The following is a 24,565-nucleotide window of genomic DNA, read 5'->3' as shown; positions in this document are numbered from 1 at the left end:
ACCATGAAACGCAAGCTCGTGATTGTCGGCGCCTCGTATGCGGGTCTGCAGATCGCGACGTCGGCAAGGGAATTGGGCTTTGACGGCGATATCGTGCTGATCGGCGATGAGCCGCACGCGCCTTATCAACGTCCACCGCTGTCAAAGGGCTTTCTCACAGGCAGTTTCGCGGAGCAGCGCTTGCCGCTGCGCTCGCCGGCGTTCTACACGGAACTGCAGATTCAGTGGATGCCCTCGACGCGTGCTGTGCGCATCGACCGCGAACGCAAACAGGTCGAGTTGCACGACGGCTCACGGATAGCCTACGACCACCTGGCGCTGAGCACCGGCGCGCGGCCGCGCATGCTCGATTGCGCGGGCGCGTCGCTCGACGCGGTTCATTACCTGCGCGATCTCGGCGATGCAAGACGCCTCGCCGAACGTGCACAAACGGCGCGGCGCGCGGTGGTGATTGGCGGCGGATACATTGGTCTTGAAGCGGCCGCGTCGCTGCGGCTGAAGGGCCTCGACGTGACGGTGGTGGAAACCGAGCAGCGTGTGCTTGCCCGCGTCGCGTCGCCAACCTTGTCTGGTTTCATGGAGCGTGTGCACAAGAGCCGCGGCGTGTCGTTCGCGTGCGGCCGCAAGGTGGTGGCGCTGCACGATACGCCGGACGCAGTTGCGGTCGAACTCGACGATGGTTGCCGCCTGCCTTGCGATCTCGTGATAGTGGGCATTGGTGTGCTGCCGAATACCGAGCTTGCGGCCGGCTGCGGCTTGCAGGTGGCAGGCGGCATCGTCGTGGATGCGTGCGCCCGCACTAGCGATCCTGCGATCGTCGCAGCGGGCGATTGCGCGTCCTTCGTGCCGTATTGGGCCGAGGCGGACAGCGACCGTTGTCGCATCGAGTCAGTGCAGAACGCAAACGATATGGCGAAGACGGCAGCCGCGTCGATTCTTGGCCGCCCGCAACCCTATCGCGCGGTGCCGTGGTTCTGGTCGGATCAATACGATATGAAGTTGCAGATGGCCGGCGTGAGCAAGGGCTTCACGGACTTCGCGGTACGCGGGGTTATAGACGAAGCGAAGTTCTCGCTGTTCTACTTTCGCGGCCAGAACCTCGTGGCGGTCGATAGCGTCGATAGGCCGCAGGACCATATGCTGGCGCGCAAACTACTGGCGAGCGGTGCGCGGCTTTCCATCGACGACCTTAACGACCCGGCGTTCGACCTCAAGGCACTGGCCGGCCGCGAGGCTAGCGCCGCGCAGGGAGCGGCGTGATGGCCGTTTCCGCGAACCGCATCGACCTCAACCTGCTGCGTGTTTTCGACGCCATATTCGAAGACCGCAATCTCGCGCTCGCCGGCAAGCGTCTGAACCTGAGCCAGTCTGCGATCAGCCATGCGCTTGGCCGCCTGCGTGAAGTCGTCGGCGACGATCTGTTCGTGCGCACCGCGAGAGGCATGGAGCCGACCGTCCGCGCGCTCGCCATGGCCGCGCAGGTGCGCAGCGCATTGCAGCAGATTCGGGCCGCGTTGGGCGTGGACGAGTTCGATCCGCGCGTCGCGCAACGCAAGTTTGTCGTGGCGGCCAACGACTACATCACGGCACTCGTGTTGGGGCGCCTGAGTCAGCGCCTGTCTGCCGAAGCGCCGCTCGCCGGTCTCGTCGTGCGGCCTTCCACGCGGCTCGATCTCGCGGGACAGATCGATGTCGGCAGAATCGACGTTGCGATCGGTATCTTCGCCGACGTGCCGCTGCGTTTTCGTTCGATGACGCTGTGGGAGCAGACCGACGCGCTGCTCCTGAATCGCGATCATCCCCTCGCGGGCCGCCCGCTTACTCAAGCAGACCTGCTGGCTTACCCACTCGTGGCGGTCTCGCAGGGCGGCGCGGAAGAGGGCGCGGTGAGCGGCTTCATTCTCGAACGTGGCCTTGCACGGCAATCGGAGATGTTTGATCGTGACGCCATCAACCGTGCGTTCGCCAACGCGCCTGAGATGCCGCGCTTACGCGTGTCGGTGGCGCACTCTCTCGCCATTCCCGCATTGTTGCGTCATAGCGAGATGCTCGCCCTGGTTCCTTCGCCGTTGGCGCGCGAACTGGAGCGCCACGGCGAGCTCACAATGCGCGCCACGCCTTATGCATGCCCCAATGTGACCGTGCGCGCCGTATGGCATGAACGCAATGACGCTGACCCTGCGCTACAGTGGCTGCGAGAACAGCTTGCCGATGTGGCTCGGCAGGTCAGAGCCAGTTGATTCGGATCGCCATGTATAACGATCAGAATGGTCAGTGAGGACGGGCAGGCGAGCCCCCTAAATGGCTCGCCTTGTTTCATGTTCACTCAGGGTGGATGTCGTAAGCAATGCGCCCGGCAGGCAGGAAAAACAGCGCGATGACCGCGCCGCCTTTTGCCTCCGGATAGTGATGACTTCCGGGCGCGGGCGCTGTCCAGCCGCCGTGGCACCAGCCGTTCGGGCCTGCCAGCGCGGCGCCTTCGTCGAGTGGCACGACCATATTGAACTCGCCGTAGGGATGTGCGTGATAGTCGCCACGGAAGCTGTCTTCCGGATTGTTTTGCGCGTTTCCCGTGCTGTCCATCAGCACAGCGGTGATGCTGAAGAAGAACGTCTCGGCGCAGGGCGCGACGAGGCGCGCGCGCCGGTATTTCGGGCCCGCTATTTCGACGTCGGCGGCCCAGCCTTCTTTCACGCCGATCTTGATAAGCCGCGCGAGGTCCTGGTAGAGATCGCTCGTTACGCCATACCGCTCGTTCAGCCATCGCTCGACTTCCGTGCCGGTCGTCATGTCTTTGACTTCTTCGAGAAACGGCAGACAGCGCGCGACCAGTTGATCCTTGCTGCTTAACGCCTCGGTTTGCGACATTCGAAACTCCTTTGAATTGCGTGACCGTGTTCAAGATGCCATAGCGCGGTTCGTGCAAGAAGCGAATGTTCTGCAATACCAAGTTGAACAGATTTCAATGCCCGGCGAGCTTCGCCAGCTCACGAAAGAAGTAGTGCGGTTTCGAGGAAGCATTTCTAACTGACTTAGATTGCCGAAATAAATCAGCGACTCGTCGCGTGAAGTCTGAGCAGGAAATGCCTGCGGTACTTTTTGTTTTCCTCGCGAGCCGGTTGCTGCTTGCGGGATTTCCCTGTTGTCGCGTTTATCGACCGATCTTAACCTCGCCGCCATGCATTCATGACGACCCGCTTCGTCGCTGTAACCAATGGGTCGTAAACACGGAGGCTTCATGAGATATGGCAGGTGGGCGGCATGTGCTGCGGGGTTTGTCAGCGTCTCCGCATTTGCACAAAGCAGCGTCACACTTTATGGCGTGCTCGACACAGGCATCGAATACGTGTCTCACGCGAATGCGGCCGGAGGACATCTGGTGCGCATGCCGGGTATCACCGGCGAACTGCCGTCGCGTTGGGGAATGCGTGGTGTCGAAGCGTTGGGCGGCACGCTCAGAACGAACTTCGTGCTGGAAAGCGGCTTCAATCCGCGTGCCGGCGATTCGGGGCAAGGCGGCCGGCTATTCGGCCGACAGGCATGGGTTGGACTGGAAGGGCCGTGGGGCGCGCTGAGCTTCGGCCGTCAGTACACAATGACTTATTGGGCGATGTCGGACGCCGACATTCTCGGGCCCGACATCTATGGCATCGGCGCGCTCGACGCCTATGTGCCGAACGCGAGAAGCGACAACACCATCGTCTACAAGGGCAAGTTCTACGGCGTCACGATAGGCGCGTCGTGGTCGTTTGGTCGTGACGGTGCGGGAACCGGTAATTCGCCGGGCCAGGGCACTTGTGCGGGCCAGGTGCCCGGAGATGTCAACCAGTGCCGCCAATGGAGCGCGATGCTCAAGTACGACGGCACCTATTTCGGCGTGGCCAGTGCCTACGACGAACAGCGCGGCGGCGCCAATGCGGCCGCGAACTTCTTTGACGGCGTAGCGCCTTTGCGCACCTCGTCGGGCAGCGACAAGGACGCGCGTGTCCAGGCCAATGGCTACGTAAACGTGGCCGGCGTGAAGCTCGGCGCTGGATGGCTAGGCCGGCGCGTGCAATCCAAAGTACCTGGCGGGGACGTTCGCTCGAATCTCTTCTTCGTCGGCGCGCAGTACTACGTGACGCCCACGTTCGCGCTCGACGGCGAGGCGTATCGCGTGGTGGTCCGGCAGCATGACGCTCGCGCGACCCTGGCCAGTCTGCGCGCGACCTACTTCCTGTCAAAAAGGACAGCGGTGTATGGGAACGTGGCTTATCTGTGGAACAGCCCGCACGCGCGCTATTCCGTCAGCGCTGGCGGCGGCGGGACGACGCCTGCGCAAGGCATGGGACAGATGGGCGCAATGATGGGCGTGCGGCACACATTCTGAGCCACAGATCACGACATGACATAAGTTTGAGGGATCGCAACGCTTCGTTGAGTTGCGATGCCAGGTACAGATGCGCACTTGCCGCGCTCTGATTTTGGCGCGCTGTTTGTGGCGCTTTAGCAATCTTCGTTGAGCTATGAAAATCGACCGTAAGACTCATCCCGACGCACGCGTTGTCGACGCGGCCATACGATCGCGCCGGGCCGTCCGCGCTTTCAAATCCGATGAGGTTTCCCGTGATGTCATCGAGCAGATTCTCGACGTGGCGCGCTATGCTCCGAGCAATTCGAATACGCAGCCCTGGCGAGTCGATGTGCTCGCAGGGCGCGCCAAGTCCGCTCTTAGCGCGGCGTTAAGAGTCGCGCATGACGAAGACCGGCATCCGCCGCTCCGGCATATGCCCGAGCCGTTGCCCGAAGCCATGCGAACACGCCAGGAAGCGTTCGGCGCTGCCTATTACGGTGCACTCGGCGTGCAGAAACAGGACCTGGCACAGCGTGCGCGCGTGACAGCGAGAAACTTCGATTTCTTTGACGCACCAGTGGGCCTGATCTTTTCAATTGATTCAACACTGACAAAGTTCAGTTGGCTTGACTACGGCATGTTTATTCAAAGCATTATGGTGGCGGCGCGAGCAGTGGGGCTGGATACATGTCCTCAGGTGTCGTTCGTGCGATTTCAGAACGTTATAGCGGAGCAACTGGGGCTTCTTTCAAATTACGAAGTGGTGTGTGGCTTGAGTTTGGGGGTTTCTGACTGTAATGCGCCTGTGAGCCGCTTGCGCACAGGCCGGGAGGAGGTTGAGGGCTTTGCGCGATTTCATGGGTTTGAGTCGTAGTCGAGACAAAGCGGGTTGAATGCGATTCGCGGTGAAACGGCTAGCAGCAAGCTTGCGGCGGCAGTCTGCTATGCGGATTGCATTTAGCCTTTCAAAGACCCAAGGTGTGCTCCAGTAAGAAGTTTGCATTGATCAAAGATATTCCGTCTTTCGACTCTAAAGATTTTCGCTCTGCTGCCGTTTAAGCCAGTGCGCAATTCTGCGCGGGGCTATCGAGAGTTGAAAACCGTTTTGTGGATTAACTGTCCGCAAACCTGACTACATAATGAAAATGAAAGAAAAACTACCTTTGATCATGTCGTTACTGGGTTCATTCGCGCTTGCCGCATGCGGCGGGGGCGGCGGCGGCGACACTGCGCCAACCTCTCAAGCCGCTGCACCGGCGACGAGCGCCAGCGCCCCGGCCCCTGCATCTACGCCGGTCGAGACAGGCGAGGCGCTGCCAAGTCTGGCTACGCCGCAGGCGGGGTCGACTGCTGCTACGGGCAATGGATTTGAAGGGATCTGGACGGAACCCGCGTCTTCGTCGTCGCGCACGACAGCCATGATCGATCCCACGAACAACATATCGTACGTGACCGGCCTGTTTTCGTTTGTCACGTCGACGTTCTTCGGTGCCGCCACGACCGCTGCGCCGAACTGGACTTTGACGAGCGGCTTCGAGACCCGCAGCAACATACGCTATCCGGCCACGGCGGGAAGCGGCACGTACACGGCGAATCAGACCTTGACCGGCAGCTATGTGGCCAACGGTACGACCGTGAACCTCGCGCTGAATTATGATCCGGCGAACGCGCTAGCGGTGACGCAGTCGAGCGTCACCGGCACCTGGGCGCAAAACTCAACGTCGCTCACCGTGGATGGCGCGGGCAACTTCACCGGCAACATTCTCGGCTGCGGGGTCACCGGCACGCTGACGTTGACCACGCCTGGCTCGAACAAGAACCTGTACACGATGACGACGACCGGCACGACGAGCACCTGCACGCTGGCTGCCGGTGTGACGTACAGCGGCAATGCGGCGATTACGTTCCTGCCTGTCAGCGGCAGCACGACGTTGTACCAACGGACCATCGTCTATCTGATCAAGGCGACGGATAACTCGGTGATCGCATACGGGCAATTGTCGAAGCAGTAAGGCGTTGCCGGGCCACGGTGGGTGTCGATTAGCCGTGGCCTCGCAACGGTCCCTGTGCAACAGTCCATCTCACCAGGCGCAAAAATTGCGCCGCTACAGCGAAGGAAGCGACACAAAACCTCGCGGCATCCCGCGTATATAAAAGCATCGCAGCCCCAACCCCGAAAACGGCAGTTCCTCCCGAACGAGGCGAGGTCCCAAATGACAATTGCGACGAAGGCGAAGCCGATTCTTGCCGCGCTGACACTATTGCTCGCCGGCTGTATGACCGGCGTGACCGGCGGCATGCAGCGAGGTCCGCAAGCACATCTGAGTGCCACGCAATGCCGCGACCTCACCGACATCAGAAACAAGGCGCCCGTCACGCGCGAGCGCAGCATGAGCGAGCTGGCGGCGCTCAGAATGGCGGGCTACCATCCTGAATGGCGCTTCGATCCGTACTACCCGGCGGACCTCGAAGCGGCACAGCGGCAGGTAAATGTCTGGTACGAGACAGAGTGCGCACAGGCGCCACGGTAAGCATGCCTGTCATCCGGCGTGCCGCACCGAGGCGCCCTGCAATCAAAGCCCGCTTACTGTCTTCACGGTCACCCACTGGCCGTTCTTCACCTGATACGCGGTGGACGAACCGTGCTTCAGCGAGCCGTTCGCATTGAATTCGATATGCCCGGTGATGCCGTCGAAGCTGATGCTTTGCAGCTTCGGACGATAGTCGTCCGGCTTGGTCGAATTGGCTGCCTGCATAGCCTTGATGGCGGTCCACGCCGCGTCGTAGCCGAACGGCGCATACGAGAGCACGTCCTGGCCGAACTTCTGCTTGAAGCGCTCGGCGAACTTGGCGCCTACGGGAGTGCTGTCGAGCGGACGGCCGTATTCCCATGCCATCGCGCCTTCGGCTACGCTGCCCGCGAGCTTGATGAAGTCGATGTCCTTCACGCCGCCGCCGCCCACGAATTGCGCTTTCAGCCCAAGCTGGTTCATCTGCTTGATAATGCCGGCCGCCTGCGGATTCAGCGCACCCACGAAAATCAGATCAGGGTTCTTGCTCTTGAGGTTCGTGAGTTGTGTCTTGAAGTCGGTCGCCTGATTCGTCGTGTATTCGCGATCGATGATGTCGCCACCGCTCGCCTTCACGGCCTTCACGAACTCATCGGCTTCGCCCTGACCAAACGCGGTGCGGTCGTCGATCACGGCGATGCGCTTGGCTTTCGTCGTGGTGACCGCATAGGTGCCCGCGGTGCCGGCGTTTTGCGCGTCGCTTGAAATCACCATGAAGACGTTCTTGTAGCCGCGGCTGCTGATGACCGGATTCGTGGCGGCAGGGTCGATAACGGGCAGACCCGCTTTTTCGTAAAGGTCGGATGCGGGAATAGTCGTTCCCGAGTTGAAGTGGCCGACCACGACCGACACGCCTTCGTCCACCAGCTTTTGCGCGACCTGTACGCCGACGCGCGGGTCCGCCTGGTCGTCTTCGGAGATGAGCTTGAACGACACCGGCTCACCGTTGATCTTGATGCCTTGCGCCTTGGCGTCGTCGAGCGCCATTTTTACGCCGTTTTGCAGGTCTTTTCCGTAACTGGCATTGGGTCCGGTGAGCGGAGTGGCAAAGCCGATTTTTACGACTGTCTCCGCGCGAGAGGCGAGCGGTGCAACTGCGAGAAGTGCTCCAACTGCAACGGCGATAGGGGTGAAAGTCTTCGCAAAACGCATGTTGTTTCCTTTGTCGTCAGGCATCGGGTCACTGCAATGGCGTGCATGCCGGTCATGCCCGCTCGCTGCATGTTTTTTTGCTACTTCCTGCGGCGAGGCGGCGGCCGGTGCACGGCTCTTGTTCGCATCGACTACGTTGGGCTCCTCATTGGTAGACGGACTCCACATTACGGCACGGCAAGGTAAACCGTAGCAATCAGGACAAACACCGCCTGCGGCGCACGGCGGCAAGAGCCGGTCGCATTGCGTCGGCGCGCCGATCGTTTTCGCGACCCGCAGTGCGCAGCGGCGACATACCGACGGCTGTGCGCCGACGCCTCACATTCATCACGCCAGCGGTTTTTCGCGTGACGAAGCACACCCATCGAGCCGCCGGAGTACTATGAAAGAGCGCACTTCAGCAGCATTTCGTCTACCGGCGGGCGCTGATCGCGCGGCCAGACATGCGGGGACGGACCCGGTGGCGTCATGCGAGACGCCTCGCGGTTTGCACTCGCAGGGAGACGTTGATGACTACGAGAATTCGATCGCTAGCGAGGCTTGGCCTGGTTTGCGCAAGCTGCCTGGCGGGTATGAGCAATGCAGCCGCGGATGATCGCCTGCTGAAGTTGCTGCAGTTGCAGACCTTGAATCGTACGGCGCCGGCCGCACCCACAAAAAAGAACCAGGCGGACGACAACACCAAACGCCAGCAGCCAGGCGCGGACAGGTGGTCCACGCAGCCGCAGCCGCAGCCAGACAACCGCCGGCCTCCGGGCAGCGTGGCGCCCGGGCGGCAGCCGTAGAAGCTTGCCGGCGATTCGAGCCACGGCGGTATGGAGGCGACTCTCTTCATAGCGACGCGTCCACCCCAAACACTTCCGCGGCCTTGCGCTGATAACCGCCTGTCGCGAGCAACAGCTTGCGCGAGTATTCGCTCGCCACCTGTTGCGCGCGTACCTTTTCGATCGGCAGCTCTTCAACGATCTCGCCGTTGCGCATGATTGCCACGCGCGAGCACAAAAAACCGACCACCGCGAGATTGTGACTGACGAGAATCATCGTCAGATTGCGCTCGCGATGCAGCCGTTTCAGCAGGTTGAGAATTTCGGCCTGCACCGAGACGTCGAGCGCGGATGTCGGTTCGTCCAGCAGCAGAACGCGCGGCTCGACGATCAACGCGCGTGCAATTGCCACCCGCTGTCGTTGTCCGCCCGATAGTTGATGCGGATAGCGAAAACGATACGACGGATCGAGTCCCACCTCACGCAGCGCATTCACAATGCGCGTTTCCTCGTCGCCGATTGCGTTGATATGCAGCGGTTCGCGCAGCGTCTTGTCGACCGTAAAGCGCGGATGCAGCGAACCATACGGGTCCTGAAAGACCATCTGCACATGGCGACTGCGCGCGTCGCGATCCGCTGCGGCGGCGATGTGCACGGACCCTTCGGCAACCGGCGCCAGTCCGCTTAACGCGCGAAGAATCGTCGACTTGCCGGAGCCGGATTCGCCGACCAGACCGAACACCTCGCCAGTCGCGACATGAAAGCTTGCGGCGCGCACGGCATCCACGAGCCCCGCTGCCGTCCTGAAGCGCACCGTCAGTGCGTCGATGCGGATCATGACGGTGCTCCTGGCCGCACGGGCAGGTCGCCAAGCCACGCGGAATCGCGCGACAGCACAGGCAATTCCTCAGGCGGGTCTGTCAGCGGCGGATTGGCGGCGAGCAGCCCGCGCGTGTACGGGTGTTGCGCATTGACCAGATCGCGCGCCGCGCAGGTCTCGACGACGCGCCCGGCATACATCACGACCACACGGTCACAGAACGACATGACGAGCGGCAGATCGTGGCTGATGAAGATGAGGCCGGTCTGATGCTTGTCGATCAGTTCGTCGAGCACGGTCAGCACCTGCATGGAGACCAGCACATCGAGCGCGCTCGTCGGTTCGTCGGCGATCAGGAGGCTTGGACCCGTCGAGACCATCATCGCGATCATCACGCGCTGCCCCATGCCGCCCGATAACTCATGCGGATACGAGCGTGCAACCCGTTCAGGATTGCGAATATGCACGGACTCGAGCGCCGCCACGACCTTCTCCCGCAGTGCGCGACGGCTCAGCTTCGGCTCATGCAATGCGAACGCTTCGCGCATCTGCTGTTCGACGGTCATGACCGGGTTGAGCGAATACTTCGGGTCCTGCAGCACCATTCCCATCTGCGAACCGCAAAAGCGCCGGCGGCGTGCGGCGGGCATGGCGAGCAGATCATGGCCGTTAAAGCGCAGCGCGTTGGCCGTGCAATGCGCTGCAGGCGGCAACAGACCGAGCAGCGCGCGGCCCGTGAGCGATTTGCCGGAACCCGATTCGCCGACTATGCCAAGCCGCTCGCCTTTCCTCAAGGTCAGCGACACGCCTCGCACCGCTTCGTTCAGCGTGCCGTCGTGCGTACGAAAGGCAATCCGCAGATCGTCGATTTCGCACAGTGGAGGGTTCGCTTCGTCGTTGCGCATGTCAGTCTCCATGACGAGGATCGAACACGTCGCGCAGTCCGTCACCCAGCAGGTTGAACGCAAGGCTCACGAGCAGGATCGCGAAGCCAGGGAGCGTGGCGACCCACCATGAATCGAGCAGCACATTGCGGCCGGAAGCCACCATGAAGCCCCATTCAGGGCTGGGCGGTTGTGCGCCGAGCCCGAGGAAGCCGAGACCGGCAACAGTCAGAATGATGCCGGCCATGTCGAGCGTCGCGCGCACGATTACAGACGACATGCATAGCGGCATCACATAGCGCAGCAGAACGCGCAGATTCGATGCGCCTTGCAGGCGCGCAACCTGAATGAAGTCGGCCTGCACGAGCCTCAAGGTTTCGGCACGCGCGAGCCGCGCATACGCAGGCCACGCGGTGATGGAAATGGCGATCACTGCATTGATCACGCCGGGCCCGAGCGCCGCAGCGAAGGCGAGCGCGAGCACGATCTTCGGAAACGCCAGCGCGATGTCCGTGATGCGCATCAGCACGTTGTCGACCCAGCCGCCGAAGAAGCCCGCCGTGGTGCCGATCATGAGCCCGATGGGCACCACCACTACGACCACCAGTATTGCTATGGATAAAGTGAGCCGCGAGCCATAGATGATGCGCGAGAGAATGTCGCGCCCAAGCTGGTCGGTGCCGAGCCAATGCGACGTTGAACCCGGCGGCAGCAGCCGGTCTGAGAGCACCTGGCGCAGGGGGTCGTGCGGCGCGATCCACGGTCCGACTATTGCAACGATCACGAGCACCATCAGGATCGCAAAACCGAATACGGATAGCGGGTTGCCCGCGAAACGCCGCCAGCGGCGATAGGCGAGACCCAACGCGGCCTGCTTGCGCGAGGCGGGCGTGTCCGTGAGCAGCCATTGCTTCCACGTGAGGCGTGGGGCATTCATCGGCCAGTCCTGCGTCGAATGTTCAAGAGGATGACGCACGTGGATAGTCTCCGTTGCATCAGCGGGCGCGAGGATCGAACACGCGATAGAGCGCGTCCGTGAGCAGATTCAACGCGATGAAAGTGGCGCCGATCACAAGCGTGCTGCCGAGCACGGCGTTCATGTCCGCATTGAGCAGCGCCCCTGTCAGATACGAACCGATGCCAGGCCAAGCGAATACGATTTCAGTGAGCACCGAGCCTTCCAGCAGGAAGCTGTACGAGAGCGCGATCACCGTGAGCAGCGGCACGGCGATATTGCCGAAAGCATGTACCCACACGACTCGCCGCTCGGGAACGCCCTTGGCGCGGGCCGTCGTGATGTACTCCTGGTTCAGTTGTTCCAGCATGAACGAGCGCGTCATGCGACTCAGGTACGCAACCGAGTAATAGCCGAGAATCGCGGCAGGCAGCGCGACATGCGAGAGCGCATTGAAGAACACGTCCCATTCGCCGGCTATGAGCGAATCGACTAGCAGGCTGCCAGTGCGCGCGTCCACCATGCCGTCGAATACCGGGTCGAGGCGCCCGGGCCCCGAGACCCAATGCAGCTTCGCATAGAAGAGCAGCAAGCCCATCAGACCGAGCCACAACACCGGCACGGAACTGCCGATCAGCCCCACGAAACGTGCGACGTGATCGATCCAGCGGTTATGACGCGTCGCGGCTACCACGCCTAACGGCACGCCGACGCACACGCCGGCAATGGTGGCGAGCGTGGCCAGTTCCAGCGTGGCCGGAAACACGCGCCGGATATCGTCCAGTACCGGCTTGGCGGTCAGCAGCGACACCCCCAGGTTACCGTGCAATACCGCATTCACATAAATAAGAAACTGCTCGGCAAGCGGCTTGTCGAGCCCGAGCTGGATTCGCGCCGCCGCGTAGGCGCTCGCCGAGGCGCGATCGCCGAGGACGGCGAGCACAGGGTCGATGGGCACCTTGCGGCCAATTACGAACGTCACAGCCAGCAAGCCCGTGAACGTGACGGCAAGCGTCAGCACCCAGCGCAGCACGCGCAGGGTCCAGCGCACGCCTGGACGGCGCGCGGAGGCGGCGCGAATGCGGTCGATTGGAGTGATGGTGGTCGACATGGTGTGGACGCCGCAGGGCGCTTATTGCTTCTTCACGTGCAGATACGAGACGAGGTCGTTGATCGGCCCGACTTCGAGCCCGGACACGCCCGGCCGCATGGCTACCTGAGAAACCTGCTGGAACATGATGACGAACGGCGAGCGCGCGAGCATCTCTTTCTGCATGGTCTGATAGAGCTCTGCGCGTTTCGTCGTGGACGACTCGGCCAACGCGGCATTGGATTCTTTCGTCAGGCCGGAAATGTCCCATGAATTGCGCCATGCCAGCATCTTGTACGACGATTTGTCCGAGTTGTCGGGGTTCCACGCAAAGCCTTGGGCGTTGCTGTGCGGGTCGATATAGTCGGCTGACCATTCGCCGATATAAATGTCATGCTGGCGTGCGCGATACTTGGCGAGCGTCTGCTTGTTATCGCCAGGGATGATCTCCACCTTGATTCCGCCTTGCGCGAGGTTCGCTTGCACGGCTTGCGCGATTTCGTTGTACGGATACGCGCTGCGCACGTCCATCGTCACGTTGAAGCCGTTGGGCAAACCGGCCTTGGCAAGCAGCGCTTTCGCCTTTGCAACGTCCTGGTGATACGGGTTGCTGTTGAGCGCGCCGAGAAAGCCCTCCGGCAAGAAAGTCTGATGCACCTGATAGGTGGTCTTCGCGACGTTCGTCTGAATGCCCTTGTAATCGATCAGCCACTTCATCGCTTCCTGCACTTCAGGCTTCGCGAGATTCGGATTCTTCACGTTCAGACCGAGATACAGCAGCGTGGCTTGCGGCACGGCCGTGACGTGTGCCTTGTTGGACTTCGTCAATGCAGCGAGATCGTCGGGGCTCAGGTTGCGCGCCACGTCCGCGTCGCCGTTTTCCAGCAGCAGGCGCTGGCTCGACGCTTCGGGAACGTGGCGCAGCACGATGCGCTTCATTGCAAGCGGCATGCGGTAATCGTCGTACTTCTGCAGAATGATGCTGTCGTTAGCGGTCCATTTGACGAGCTTGTACGCACCCGAGCCCGCTTCGTTGGTGCGCAGCCATTCGTTGCCGAAGTCATTGCCTTTCTGGTGCGACATCAACAGCTTCTTGTCGAGCACCGATGCCGGCCACGCGCCGAGCACATTGAGCACGAACGTGGGCGCGTACTTCTGATCGGTGGTGATGCTCACCGTCGAGTCGTCGATCTTGCGGACTTTCTGCAGCGCGTTGTCTTTAGTGAGGCCGATTCCCTGCAGCACGGCGGCCGCGCCCTTGTCGAGCAGCACACAGCGCTGTATCGACCACGCGACGTCGTCCGCCGTGAGCGGATTGCCGGAATGAAACTTGAGGCCCGAACCGACCTTGAAGGTGAACGTCAGTCCGTCGGGGCTCACGGTCCAGGATTGCGCGACGTCGCCATTGAATCTGGACGGATCTTTCAGGTCGACGCGCACCAGCCGGTCGTAGGTGTTCGCGGCGTATTCTTCGGGCACCAGTTCGTAGATTTCGCCGGGATCGAGCGTAGAGAATTCGTCGAGCGTCGTGGCAATCACAAGCATGTCTTTTGGCGTCGCGGCGAGCGCGCTGCCTGTCATGGTGACGGAAAATGTCAGCGCGCTGGCCACCGCGACCGCTGCCAGTGCATTGCGCAAAACCAGATTCATACTCGCTCCGTATCTAAAGGAAGAGAACCTGCAAACGGACAGCCGCAAACCTGCCGGGTCACATCAACTTCAACGGGCCGCTTTCGCTGTTGTCGATCACGGGTAGCGCACGCGAGCCGGGCAGTTCGTAGTGCCACCATTCGCTGGCAATGTGCGTAAATCCCGCTGCGTGCATCAGGCCGAGCAACAGCAGACGGTTGCGCTGCACATGCTGTGGCAGGCCGTGGTGGAAGTGCTCAGAGGCTTTCACCATCTCGTCGAAACCCGTGCCCATGTCCAGTTCCCGGCCGTCGCCGTCGATCAGCGTGAGATCGACGGCCGTGCCCCGGCTGTGGTTCGAGCCGCGGCCCAGTTCGGCGATGTAAGTCGGGTCCGGCAGGAAGTCCCATAACACCTGTTGCGCTTGCGGCGGCCGGTAGGCGTCGAAAATACGCAGGCGCATGCCGATGCTGTCAGCAAGCTCCACGGCCTTGCGCAATGCGGCTTCGGCGGGCTCGAGCAGCAGGCAATGCGCTTCGCGATAGATCGGCTTACCGGTAAAGTTGCGCGGCGTTGCATAAACAAGGTCGATGTCCACGCGATGCGTGTCTTGCGTAATGTGTATCAGGCGAGGGGTGTCGGTCATGGTCAGAATTCGAATTGATCGAGCTCGTGCTGCAGTTCGCGATTGCGGGCGACGCGCTCGTCGATGGCGGGGCCGAGGCGCTCGACTATCGAGGTCAGCAACAGATTGAAAAGACAGGTGAGCGGCGCGAGTGAGTCCCAGAACTGGCCGACATCCGTTTTCACCTGCAACAGGTCGCAGTTGAAGTCGCGCGCCCACGGGCAGTAAATGTCGGTGACGAGTGCAAACGCGATGCTGCGCTGTGCCGCGGCTTCGCAAAAGCGGCGTGCCATGCGCGAATAGGCGCGCGTGTCCGTCACTATCAGATACGGCGATGCAAACCCGGAGTTCAGCGAATCCACATACGAACCCGACATGCCGTCGGAGTAGAACACACGTGGCCGCAAATATTCGAGGTAGCTGAAGAATGCGTTGGATATGCCACGCGTCGACTGAATGCCGACGATATAAACCGCGTCCGCAGTGGCCACGCGGTCTGCCACACAGCCGAACGCTTCGCTTTCTACGAGGCCGTACACATAGCGCACCGCCTCTGTTTCCAGTTCCAAAGACCGCGCGAGTACGGCCCGTTGACGGCCTGGACTTTGCGAATCGTCGAGGGGACGCTCGCTGCGATATTCCTTGAGACGGTCCGTGATGAACCACGGGCGCGTTGACGTACCGCGCAGCTCGCGTTTCAAATCGTCCAGATTGCGATAGCCGACACTGCGCAGAAAGCGCCCGACCGAAATGCCGCTCGTTCCTGTTTGCTGCGCGATCTGGTCCGCCGTTTCAAGACCGAGTCGGTCGAGATTCGCCAGCATGTAAGCGGCAATGCGCTTGGCTGTGGGCGTGAGCGTGGCGAAGCTCTGCTGGACCGTATCGGTAAACGCAGTGCGCATCTGGGCGGCTCGTTATTTGGCTGTCAGAAAAGCGTGCTCTGGTAGCTATCTGACAAGGACAATAAAGCGAGCGCTACATTAATTTTTTTATCGAGGACTGCGAGTCAATAGTCACGGCCCCACCGCTGCAACGGATAGACCCACGCGACACACATGAGTAACTCAGCGAGCCGCCACCCTCTGCACGAAATCAAGCGTCAATGCGGCGATCTCGTCGCTTGCTTCTTCCAGTGCGAAGTGGCCTGCTTCGAGCACATGTACTTCGGCATCCGGAACATCGCGCTGATACGCATGGGCGCCCCCTATCGTGAACGACGGATCGTACTTGCCCCAGGTCACGAGCATGGGCGGCCGATGCTTGCGCAACCAGGCCTGCCAGCGCGGATACGATTGCAGATTCGTGCGGTAATCGTAAAAGAGGTCGGTTTGTATGGCTGCCTGTCCGGGGCGTGCGAGAAAATGTTCTTCGTCGCGCCAGTTGTCCGGATCGTAGCGGTGCTGATTGTGACTCGTGCCTACGTGCCGCAGCTTTAACGCATCCGGCGAGGCCAGGTTGGCCCGCAAGCTTGCCTCATGCTGCGCACGGTCTTTCCAGAATGCCTTGCGCGTTTCCCACAGCGGCCCGAGTCCTTCCTCGTGCGCAACGGCGTTCTGGATCACCATGCCCATCACCTTCTCGGGGCGCGCCATCGCAAGGCGGAATCCTACCGGGCCGCCGTAGTCCGCCATGAAGAGCACGTAGCGGTCGAGATGCAACGCGTCAGTGAACTGCTCGATGGAACGGGCGAGATTGTCGAACGTGTACGCATAGCGTTCGGGCGCGGGTGTCGCGCTATTGCCGAAGCCAGGATAGTCCGGCGCGACGAGATGCAGCTTTGGCGCGAGAAACGGCATCAGCGGTTCGTACATTCGCGAAGACGACGGAAAACCGTGCAACAGCAGAACGGTGGGCGCGTCTTTAGGACCGGCCTCGCGATAGAAGATGTCGACACCGTCCACGTTGACGGTTTCATAGCGGAAGGTAGAGCGCGTTGCATCCATGATCGGTTTTTCCGTGAGTGGGAAGGGGCGGTTTCAGCCGCGTGGGTCGGCAACCGCGCCCGCTTGCGTCGAGCGTGCAGATGGCGTGGTGTGCCGTACATGCAGGACGTTGGCCGCGAGCGCGAATGCAGCCGCTGTGATGCAGATGCCCGTCCAGTGGCCGAGCGCCCACGCCGGGCCGGCAAGCAGCGCACCGATTGCACTGCCGACAAAAAACAGTCCGGTGAACAGGCCGTTCACCCGGCCGCGCGCTTGCGGGTTCAGCAGATTGACCGCGCGCCGCCCCATTGCCTGATCGCCGATCACGCCGAGATCGAGCAGCAGCGCTGCAAGCACGAGTAACGCAAGCGATACCGCGGGCGGCAGGCGGTCGCTGCCGCCGAGCAAGCCGATGCCGGCCGCGAGCACCACGATCGTGTGAAAGGCGATCGTGGCTCGCCGGTCGAGCCCACGGTCGCCGAGGCGTCCCGCGACCGGCGCGATGATCGTGCTGCCCGCACCCGCCAGCGCAAAGAGGCCGATGCCGAGATGCCCGAGCCGCAGCGGCGCGCTCGCGAGCTTCACGGCGACACTCGTCCAGAACAGGTTGAACGACACCATGAGCAAGCCTTGATAGAGCGCCCGGCGCCGCAGCACCGGTTCGTCACGGACCAGGTGCAGCAGCGAGCCGAGCAGCGCGCCGTACGAGCTTTGATGGAGCGGCCGCCGCTCGGGCAGATGCGTCCAGAGCCACGCGGACATGGCGGCGAGCGCCGCGGCGTCGATCGCATAGTAGCTGCGCCATCCGAAGGCGCCGGCAATCAGGCTCGCCGCCGGCCGCGACAGCAGCACGCCGACCATCAGTCCGCTCATCACGTCGCCGACCACGCGGCCGCGCTCGGCCTCCGGCGCTTGCGAGGCAACGACCGGCACGAGCATCTGGATCGCGCTCGAGGTCAGGCCGACGCAAAACGACGCGGCGAGGAAGGCCACCGGATCGCGCGCAGCCGCAAGCACGGCGAGCGACAGCACCTGCGCGGCGAGCGTCGCGATAATGAGCCGCCGGTTTGGCAACAGGTCGACGAGCGGCACGAGGAGAAGCAGCCCGGCGGCGTAGCCGGTCAAGGTCAGCGTGGTCACCATGTTGGCCCACGCGCCGAGTCCGACCGAGGTGGCGAGATCGTTCACGAGCGCCTGCGAAGCATACAAGCCCAGCACCGCGATGCCGACGGCGATCGCATAAGGGCGTGTGCTGACCGACGCGGGCGCATGAGTAGCGGCAGGGCTCGGATCGTTGTGGGACATGCGCGGGACTCCGTGAGGTGGATCTTGCGTATGCTACTCGCGCGGACTTGATAGATAATCGAGAGGAAAAATGACTCTTTCTCCCGCAAAAATGGATAATGGATCGCTGCGCGACCTGGAAGTTTTTGTCGCGATTGCCGAGGAAGGCAACCTGACCGGCGCGGCGCGGCGGCTCGACCGCTCGTTGCAGGCGGTCAGCCGCTCGCTGCAGGTACTGGAGCGCGAGGCGGGCACGTTGCTGGTCGCGCGCACCACGCGCCAATGCCGCCTGACCACGCCAGGCGAGCAGTTCTATGCGCGTGTCAAGCAGGTGCTCGCCGATCTGGCGATGGCGCGCGCCGAACTCGCCGAGTACGCGACCACAGTGTCGGGGCGCTTGCGTATCTGCGGGCCGACGCTGTTCGGGCCGCGTTATATCGCGCCGCTGCTTGCGGCATTTCTCGCGCGTTATCCGCAGCTCACCGCGTCGCTGGATTTGTCCGAAGAGTACGACGACCCGGCAACCAGCGGTGCGGACATCACGATCCGCATTGGCGAAACCCCTGACTCCAATCTGATTGCCCGGCGGCTCGGCACGATACGACGAGTCACGTTCGCGTCGCCTGCTTATCTTGAGGCGCGCGGGCGTCCGCTGCGGCCCGCGGATCTGAAGCAGCACGATTGCGTGGTCCGCTCCGCTTTGCCGGAGGCATCGCTGTGGCGCTACCGCAGCAAACGCGGCGTGGAGGAGGCGGTACAGGTGCGGGGCCGCTTCGAGAGCAACAGCACGGCGGCCATCAATGACGCGGTGGCGAGCGGTCTTGGCATCGGCCGGGCGGCGTACTGGCAGATTGGCGAACTGGTGCAGCAGCGTCGCGTGGAATTGATTCTGACCGACTACGAGCTGTCGCCATTGCCGCTGCAGGCGCTGTGGCTGCCTACGCGGCGCCTGCCAGCGCGCACGCGTCTTTTCGTCGAGTTTCTCGCGGCGCGGCTCGAAAGCGTCGCGCTGTAGCGCGGCCGGTGGAGTCTAGCCGGCGCGCCTTGCGCGCCGCGTAGCCGCATTAGAAGCGCGAGAAATCTTTACGCGCTCTTCGCATTGTCTCTTCTCGACTGCGCTCGCCGGCGCTCCATAGCGCTCAAGGGCGCGCCTCGCGCCGGCAGGCGCGGCTGTGCCATCGCGGGCATAGTCGTTGCGGGTCAACGTCCACACCTATTAAACGTGGAGGACATCATGAGCACATTAGACCCGCAAGGCACTGCATCGGGCGCGGGCGGTGCGGACATTGTCGGCAGTGGCGTCGGCGAAGGCCCGGGGCCGGAGGTCATGGCGGCGGCGACCCTTGACGACACGCAGGTCATTTCATCGGACGGAGAAGACGTCGGCAAGATTTCAGACATCATGCTCGACGTACGCAGCGGCAGGATTGCCTATGCGGTGCTGTCCGAGGGCGGCTTTCTCGGCATGGGCGCCAACCTGCATGCGATACCCTGGAATGCACTCACGCTGGACACCGACGCGAAGTGCTTTCGCGTAAGCATCGACGCCCAACGCATCAAGGACGACCCGGGCTTCGACAAGGATCACTGGCCTTCAATGGCGGATGCGACGTGGGGCACCACCATCCATCAGTACTACAACCGCGACCCGTACTGGTCATCCACGCGCGGCGTGCAAGACCTGCCTGCGGGCGACATCTGAAATCTGACGATGATTGGCCGGCCTGCGCAGACGCGGGCCGGCGTTTGTTCTATCGAGGGAGCTAACCATGAAGACGGTACAGAAAGCAGTGTTTTGCTCTGCGTGCGTGCTGGCATTCGCCAGCACGGCATTCGCACAGGGCGCGGGTGGTGGCGGGGGCGGTAGCGGCAGCGGCGGCACGAGTGTTGGAGCAGGCGGGGCCGGCGTGAATGGGGCGAATGGAGCAGGCCAGGGCGGTGCAGGCATGAATCCGCCCAACGCGGGCGGTGCGGGCGGCTCGAGCTCCATGTCGAAAGGCGGCAAGTCGACGAATGCGCCCACGCGAATGCCACAAAGCGGAGCACATGCGAAGGGGGCGTCGGATACGGCTGCTTCGACCGCACAGTGAGGAGCCGTTGCGCGGCCGAACGGGGTTGCGGCGCACCTGGCGGCCCGCTCAACGCGCCGTGGGCATGGCGCTGCTGCGTGCGTGCTGACTGCGGCTCAATGAGCGGCGCCGTACTGACCGGCAGCATCGGCGATGGCATGATCGACGCCATCAATGCGCTCAACGCGCCGCACCCGTCGAGCGGCCAGTCGGTGAGGCGGATCGGCACTACCTGACGGTCGGCGAGCACTGGCGCACGACACAATGCGAAAGCCACAGCGGTGTAGTATCAGATGCGCATCGTGCGGCTGCGCGCGGCATCTGGGTACATCGTCAACGGCGGACATTCAACCCCGACGAGGCCCTGGGGGAACAGCATGAGGGGCTGGCTTCTGGCATGGGAATGCGCGTGCCTGCTTTCGTTTGTTGCGGCGCAGGACACACCGGCGGTTGCGGCGCCCACCGTCACGCTTGCCGCGACCGATTACCTGAGTGAAGCAAAGCGCGTCGTCAATGCCGCGACGCAATCCGGCGCTCCCTGGAACTTGCCGCGCGACGGGCCACGCGCCCAGGCCGGCAAGCACATTGCCGTCGTCACCGAAGACTTGCGCAACGGCGGCATTGTCGGCGTGGTCGACGGCGTGCTGGAGGCGGCGAAGGTCATCGGCTGGAGCGTCAAGATTTTCGATTCTGGCGGCACGCCGGACCTGCGACTCAAGATGCTGGCAAATGCACTGGCAAGCCACCCTGACGGGCTCGTTCTGGTGGGCGGCGACGCCCGTGCGCTGTCGGCAGGACTGCAGCCGTTTGCCCAGCGCGACATTCCGGTAGTCGGCTGGCATGTCGCGGACAAGGCGGGACCGGTGCCCGGTACGCCGCTCGCCATGAACGTCGCGACAGACCCACTTGAAGTCGCGCGCGTCACCGCGCTGGCGGCTATCGTCCAGTCAGGCGGACGTGCGGGAGTGGTGATCTTCACTGACTCGAATTTCCGCATTGCCCGGACCAAGGCAGATCAAATGGCGGCCGTCGTGCGCGAGTGCGGCGGCTGCACTTTGCTCGACGTGCGCGACGTGCCTATTTCTCGCAGCCAGGAACAGATGCCGGACACGACACACGCGTTGCTCGCGCGGTACGGCAAGCGCTGGACTCATGCGCTCGCGGTGAACGACATCTACTTCGATTACGCCGCTCCGGTGCTGACCCAGGCCGGCATGCCGAACAGCGCGATGGCGATGCTCTCGGCGGGGGACGGCAGCGAGTCCGCGTTCCTGCGTATCCGCACGGGCACCTTCCAGACGGGCACCGTGGCGGAGCCGCTGAATCTGCACGGCTGGCAACTGGTCGACGAAATGAACCGGCTTCTTGCCGGAGAAAGTGTGACGGGCTATGTCGTTCCGGTGCATCTCGTGACGGCGGAAAACGTCGCGGAGGACGGCGGCGACCGTCTGGTCTACGACCCGGCCAACGGCTACCGCGACATCTACCGCCATATCTGGCGGCGCCCGTGAAACTTCCGCTTCCGCAATCGCTTGGCGCGCAATTCGCGCTGGTGGTCTCCTGCCTCGCGGCCCTGGTGGTGGCCGTCGGCGCCACGACCATTTACTCGTTAGCCGGCTCGGCCCACGCAATCCGCCAGTTGGCGGAAGAGCGGCTCGCGCGTCAGGAAGACGCGCACAACCTGGCGCAGCTCACGCTATTGATCGAACGCCAGGCGTTGCAGCTGTCGAGCGGCAATACTGTGGAAACGGTGCGCGACATTCATCGGCACGTGATCGAGGAACTCGCTACTTTCGATCGCCTGGTAGATCGCCTCGCCTCCGGAACCACGAGCGAAGGCGTCAGTGTCGACGCGCTGGCGCTGCATCGCTCCAGCCAGCGCTTTCGCAACACGGTCAACATCGAAGCGCAGATGCGCGAGAGCGCGCTGAGCGCGGCCAGCTCGCCGACGACAGCGCCGGCGTCCAGCGCGTCATCCAGGAGCCTCGAGCCCGATCTGCGCCGTCAGGCCGACGCGCTGGCCGCCGCGGCGCGCGAGCAGGCGGATTACTTCACGCGCGACTACCGGCAGGCCGTCCAGCATCTGGCCGACGACGCAGACCGCACGCGCCGGTGGGTGAGCGGCGGCGTCGCAGTGAGCCTGCTGCTGGCGTGGCTGATCGCGCATGCGTTGCTGGGTCGCCGCGTGGTGGGGCGGCTGCGCCGGGTCAGTCACTACCTGCGGCATGGCGATGTCGACAGCACCCAGGCCGGCGTGCCGGTTCGCGGCGGCGACGAGATTGCCGATATGGCGCGCGCCGTCGAGCAGTTTCTAGAAGACCGGCGCCAGCGCAGGCAGGCCGAGAACGCGCTCAAGCAACTGAACGCAGAACTCGAGGCGCGCGTCGCGCAGCGCACCGCCGAGCTCAGCACGGCGCTTGCGGGCCGCACGGCGGAGATCGCCGAACGCCAGCATGCCGAGGAGGCTGCGCGGGCAAGCGAACACTTTCTCGACAGCATCGTCGAGAATATTCCGGACATGATTTTCGTCAAGGATGCGGCGACGCTGCGCTTTGTGCGTTTCAACAAGGCGGGAGAGCAACTGCTCGGCTACCGGCGCGAGGAACTCATCGGCAAGTCGGATCACGAGCTGTTTCCGCGAGAAGAGGCGCAATTTTTTGCGCTGAGGGACCGCGACGTGCTGGAGTCGCAGCAACGCGTCGACGTGCCGGAGGAGCCCGTGCACACCCGTCATGGACCGCGACTCGTGCATACCATAAAGATTCCGATTGCCGGCGTGCGCGGCGAGCCGCAGTTCCTGCTCGGCATCTCACGCGACATTACCGAGCAGAAGCGAGCCGAAGAGGAACTGCGGCGCCATCGCGAGCACCTTGAAGACATGATTCGCGAGCGCACCGCCGAACTCGCCGTGGCCAAGGAGCATGCGGACGCCGCCAACCAGGCGAAGAGCGATTTCCTTGCGCACATGAGCCACGAGTTGCGCACGCCGTTAAACGGGATACTCGGATACGCGCAGATCCTGAAGCGCGATAAAAGCCTCGATCGACGCCAGGCCGACGGCATCGCGGTGATCCAGCGCAGCGGCGAACACCTGCTCGCGATCATCAACGACATTCTGGATATGGCGAAAATCGAGGCCGGGAAAGTGGAGATCCACCTCGGCGAAGTCGTGCTCGAGGGCTTGATCCATTTCATCGCGGAGACGATGCGGGTCAAGGCAACCGAAAAGGGCCTCGCCTTCTCCTGCGAACGGGCTTCCGATCTGCCGGCGGCCGTGCGGGTCGACGAAAAACGGCTGCGCCAGGTGCTGCTCAACCTGCTCTCCAACGCGATCAAATTCACGGAGCACGGCAGCGTGTGCCTGCGCGTCGGTTGGGTGCCGCCAATGCGGCTGCGTTTTACCGTGCAGGACACAGGCATCGGCATAGACGAGGGACATCTGGAGGCAGTCTTCCGGCCTTTCGAGCAGGTGAGCGACGCGCAGCACCAGATGGGCGGCACGGGGCTGGGCCTCGCTATCAGCCGGCAGTTCGTGCGCCTGATGGGCGGCGAAATTCACGTCGAGAGTCGCCCTGGCGCGGGCAGCACGTTCTCGTTCGAGGTGGACGCGCCAGTGGTGCCGGCCGGCGCCACCGTCGTTCGGCCGGAATGGACGGCAAGCGGCTACAAGGGCCCGCGCAAAACAATTCTCGTCGTGGATGACGTAGCCGCGAACCGCGAGGTGGTGGTCGACATGCTGGGGCCGCTCGGCTTCGAGATGGCCCAGGCGGGCAACGGATTCGAAGCGCTGGAAAAAGCCAGCGCGCTGCAACCGGCGCTCGTTCTCATGGACGTGGTGATGCCCGGCATGGACGGGCTCGAAGCCACGCGACGCCTGCGAGCCATGCCGGAGTTCGGCAGCCTGCCGATTGTCGCGGTGTCAGCCGGCGCCTCCGGGAGCGATGCCGCGAAAAGTCTGGCGGCGGGAGCGAACGCCGTTCTGTCGAAACCGGTGGACCTGACGGTTCTGTTGTCGCAGATCGCGGCCCTGCTGGATCTCGAGTGGAGCGACACTGCGTCGGACACGCGCCCCGCCGCCGCGGCGGACGGATCCGTTGTAGACATAGACGATGCCTCTGCCGGTGCGTTGATCGCGCCGCCGCAAGAAGAGGTGGAAGCACTGCACTACCTGGCGCGACTCGGCGACATGCGTGCCATCGCCCACCATGCCGCGCACCTGAGCGAACTGGACGAACGCTACCGTCCTTTTGCGGACATGCTTTGCCGACTGGCCGGGCATTACCAGACCAAAGCGCTGCTCGGTTTCGTCGAGCGATACAGGGGCGGGCAGCCGGTTCCGCAGATCGGCGCGGACAACCCGGCGGGCGGCGCGCCAGGCGCCCATGATTGATAACCAGATGACATCAATCGTTCGAAAAATTGCACTTATCGTTTTACCCGCGGCAGGACATCATTCCTGAAACGGCAA

General features: G+C 62.9%; 22 protein-coding genes. 11 read left to right on the top strand and 11 right to left on the bottom strand.

All coding sequences use genetic code 11. From position 1 onward, the window contains the following. Positions 1-3: 3 nt before the first annotated feature. Together F757_RS0131465 and F757_RS0131460 are read left to right on the top strand one after the other, a co-directional pair. Positions 4-1,260: an NAD(P)/FAD-dependent oxidoreductase gene (locus F757_RS0131465; RefSeq protein ID WP_027214813.1), complete on the top strand. Its 1,257-nt coding sequence runs from the start codon at positions 4-6 to the stop codon at positions 1,258-1,260. Continuing rightward, entirely contained in the window at positions 1,260-2,240 is a 981-nt protein-coding gene (locus F757_RS0131460; RefSeq protein ID WP_035467747.1) for a LysR substrate-binding domain-containing protein, read from the top strand. Before F757_RS0131465 ends, F757_RS0131460 begins: the two co-directional genes overlap by 1 nt. 82 nt (positions 2,241-2,322) lie before the next feature. On the opposite strand, the gene F757_RS0131455 is transcribed toward F757_RS0131460, so the two are convergent. Further along, positions 2,323-2,868 (bottom strand): 4-hydroxylaminobenzoate lyase, encoded by a 546-nt coding sequence (locus F757_RS0131455; RefSeq protein ID WP_027214811.1) that lies wholly within the window; start codon positions 2,866-2,868, stop codon positions 2,323-2,325. A gap of 370 nt (positions 2,869-3,238) precedes the next feature. On the opposite strand from F757_RS0131455, the gene F757_RS0131450 reads away from it, so the two are divergent. From F757_RS0131450 to F757_RS0131435, 4 genes are all read left to right on the top strand, one after another. Next, on the top strand, positions 3,239-4,369 hold the full coding sequence (locus F757_RS0131450; RefSeq protein ID WP_027214810.1) for a porin: 1,131 nt from the start codon (positions 3,239-3,241) through the stop codon (positions 4,367-4,369). A 136-nt stretch (positions 4,370-4,505) separates the two neighbouring features. Next, a complete protein-coding gene (locus tag F757_RS0131445; RefSeq protein ID WP_027214809.1) occupies positions 4,506-5,207 on the top strand; it encodes a nitroreductase in 702 nt (233 codons plus the stop codon). Positions 5,208-5,751: 544 nt separating this feature from the next. Further along, positions 5,752-6,345: a hypothetical protein gene (locus F757_RS0131440; protein WP_232221494.1), complete on the top strand. Its 594-nt coding sequence runs from the start codon at positions 5,752-5,754 to the stop codon at positions 6,343-6,345. Positions 6,346-6,546: 201 nt separating this feature from the next. Beyond that, positions 6,547-6,864 (top strand): DUF4148 domain-containing protein, encoded by a 318-nt coding sequence (locus F757_RS0131435; RefSeq protein ID WP_027214807.1) that lies wholly within the window; start codon positions 6,547-6,549, stop codon positions 6,862-6,864. A gap of 42 nt (positions 6,865-6,906) precedes the next feature. On the opposite strand, the gene F757_RS0131430 is transcribed toward F757_RS0131435, so the two are convergent. The 10 genes from F757_RS0131430 to F757_RS34480 all read right to left on the bottom strand — a co-directional run bounded on the left by F757_RS0131430 (position 6,907) and on the right by F757_RS34480 (position 18,049). After that, the gene (locus tag F757_RS0131430; protein ID WP_027214806.1) at positions 6,907-8,055 is read right to left on the bottom strand and encodes a branched-chain amino acid ABC transporter substrate-binding protein; all 1,149 of its coding nucleotides are present in this window, start codon (positions 8,053-8,055) and stop codon (positions 6,907-6,909) included. Between the two features lie 831 nt (positions 8,056-8,886). Beyond that, positions 8,887-9,657, bottom strand: a complete 771-nt coding sequence (locus F757_RS0131420) for an ABC transporter ATP-binding protein (RefSeq protein ID WP_027214804.1) — start codon at positions 9,655-9,657, stop codon at positions 8,887-8,889. Further along, positions 9,654-10,544, bottom strand: a complete 891-nt coding sequence (locus tag F757_RS0131415) for an ABC transporter ATP-binding protein (RefSeq protein ID WP_027214803.1) — start codon at positions 10,542-10,544, stop codon at positions 9,654-9,656. The genes F757_RS0131420 and F757_RS0131415 overlap by 4 nt, the downstream gene beginning before the upstream one ends. A gap of 1 nt (position 10,545) precedes the next feature. Further along, positions 10,546-11,460, bottom strand: coding sequence for a nickel transporter permease (gene nikC, locus F757_RS0131410; protein ID WP_027214802.1), 915 nt, complete (start codon positions 11,458-11,460; stop codon positions 10,546-10,548). Positions 11,461-11,518: 58 nt separating this feature from the next. After that, complete coding sequence (locus F757_RS0131405; RefSeq protein ID WP_027214801.1) at positions 11,519-12,589, bottom strand: ABC transporter permease; 1,071 nt, start codon at positions 12,587-12,589, stop codon at positions 11,519-11,521. 21 nt (positions 12,590-12,610) lie between these two features. Then, positions 12,611-14,218 (bottom strand): ABC transporter substrate-binding protein, encoded by a 1,608-nt coding sequence (locus F757_RS0131400; RefSeq protein WP_027214800.1) that lies wholly within the window; start codon positions 14,216-14,218, stop codon positions 12,611-12,613. Between the two features lie 58 nt (positions 14,219-14,276). Beyond that, on the bottom strand, positions 14,277-14,843 hold the full coding sequence (ddpX, locus tag F757_RS0131395; RefSeq protein WP_027214799.1) for a D-alanyl-D-alanine dipeptidase: 567 nt from the start codon (positions 14,841-14,843) through the stop codon (positions 14,277-14,279). A gap of 2 nt (positions 14,844-14,845) precedes the next feature. Next, entirely contained in the window at positions 14,846-15,724 is an 879-nt protein-coding gene (gene sapR, locus F757_RS0131390; RefSeq protein WP_027214798.1) for a sap1 transcriptional regulator SapR, read from the bottom strand. Positions 15,725-15,886: 162 nt separating this feature from the next. Next, positions 15,887-16,765, bottom strand: coding sequence for an alpha/beta fold hydrolase (locus tag F757_RS0131385; protein WP_027214797.1), 879 nt, complete (start codon positions 16,763-16,765; stop codon positions 15,887-15,889). A gap of 33 nt (positions 16,766-16,798) precedes the next feature. Beyond that, on the bottom strand, positions 16,799-18,049 hold the full coding sequence (locus tag F757_RS34480) for an MFS transporter (RefSeq protein WP_035467744.1): 1,251 nt from the start codon (positions 18,047-18,049) through the stop codon (positions 16,799-16,801). Between the two features lie 70 nt (positions 18,050-18,119). Between F757_RS34480 and F757_RS0131375 the strand changes: the two genes are divergently transcribed. The 5 genes from F757_RS0131375 (at position 18,120) to F757_RS34475 (ending at position 24,487) form a co-directional block, all read left to right on the top strand. Then, complete coding sequence (locus F757_RS0131375) at positions 18,120-19,043, top strand: LysR family transcriptional regulator (protein WP_232221493.1); 924 nt, start codon at positions 18,120-18,122, stop codon at positions 19,041-19,043. Between the two features lie 219 nt (positions 19,044-19,262). Next, on the top strand, positions 19,263-19,730 hold the full coding sequence (locus tag F757_RS0131370) for a PRC-barrel domain-containing protein (protein WP_027214795.1): 468 nt from the start codon (positions 19,263-19,265) through the stop codon (positions 19,728-19,730). 67 nt (positions 19,731-19,797) lie between these two features. Further along, a complete protein-coding gene (locus F757_RS0131365; RefSeq protein ID WP_027214794.1) occupies positions 19,798-20,118 on the top strand; it encodes a hypothetical protein in 321 nt (106 codons plus the stop codon). A 356-nt stretch (positions 20,119-20,474) separates the two neighbouring features. Continuing rightward, positions 20,475-21,608: a substrate-binding domain-containing protein gene (locus F757_RS0131350; RefSeq protein ID WP_027214793.1), complete on the top strand. Its 1,134-nt coding sequence runs from the start codon at positions 20,475-20,477 to the stop codon at positions 21,606-21,608. Next, positions 21,605-24,487 (top strand): ATP-binding protein, encoded by a 2,883-nt coding sequence (locus tag F757_RS34475; RefSeq protein ID WP_051376910.1) that lies wholly within the window; start codon positions 21,605-21,607, stop codon positions 24,485-24,487. Before F757_RS0131350 ends, F757_RS34475 begins: the two co-directional genes overlap by 4 nt. Positions 24,488-24,565 lie beyond the last annotated feature (78 nt).

The organism is Burkholderia sp. WSM2232 (genome assembly GCF_000472545.1).
In the GTDB taxonomy this organism is placed as follows: domain Bacteria; phylum Pseudomonadota; class Gammaproteobacteria; order Burkholderiales; family Burkholderiaceae; genus Paraburkholderia.
The sequence above is the reverse complement of the archived record's forward strand: the minus strand, read 5'-3'. Positions and strand labels throughout refer to the sequence as shown.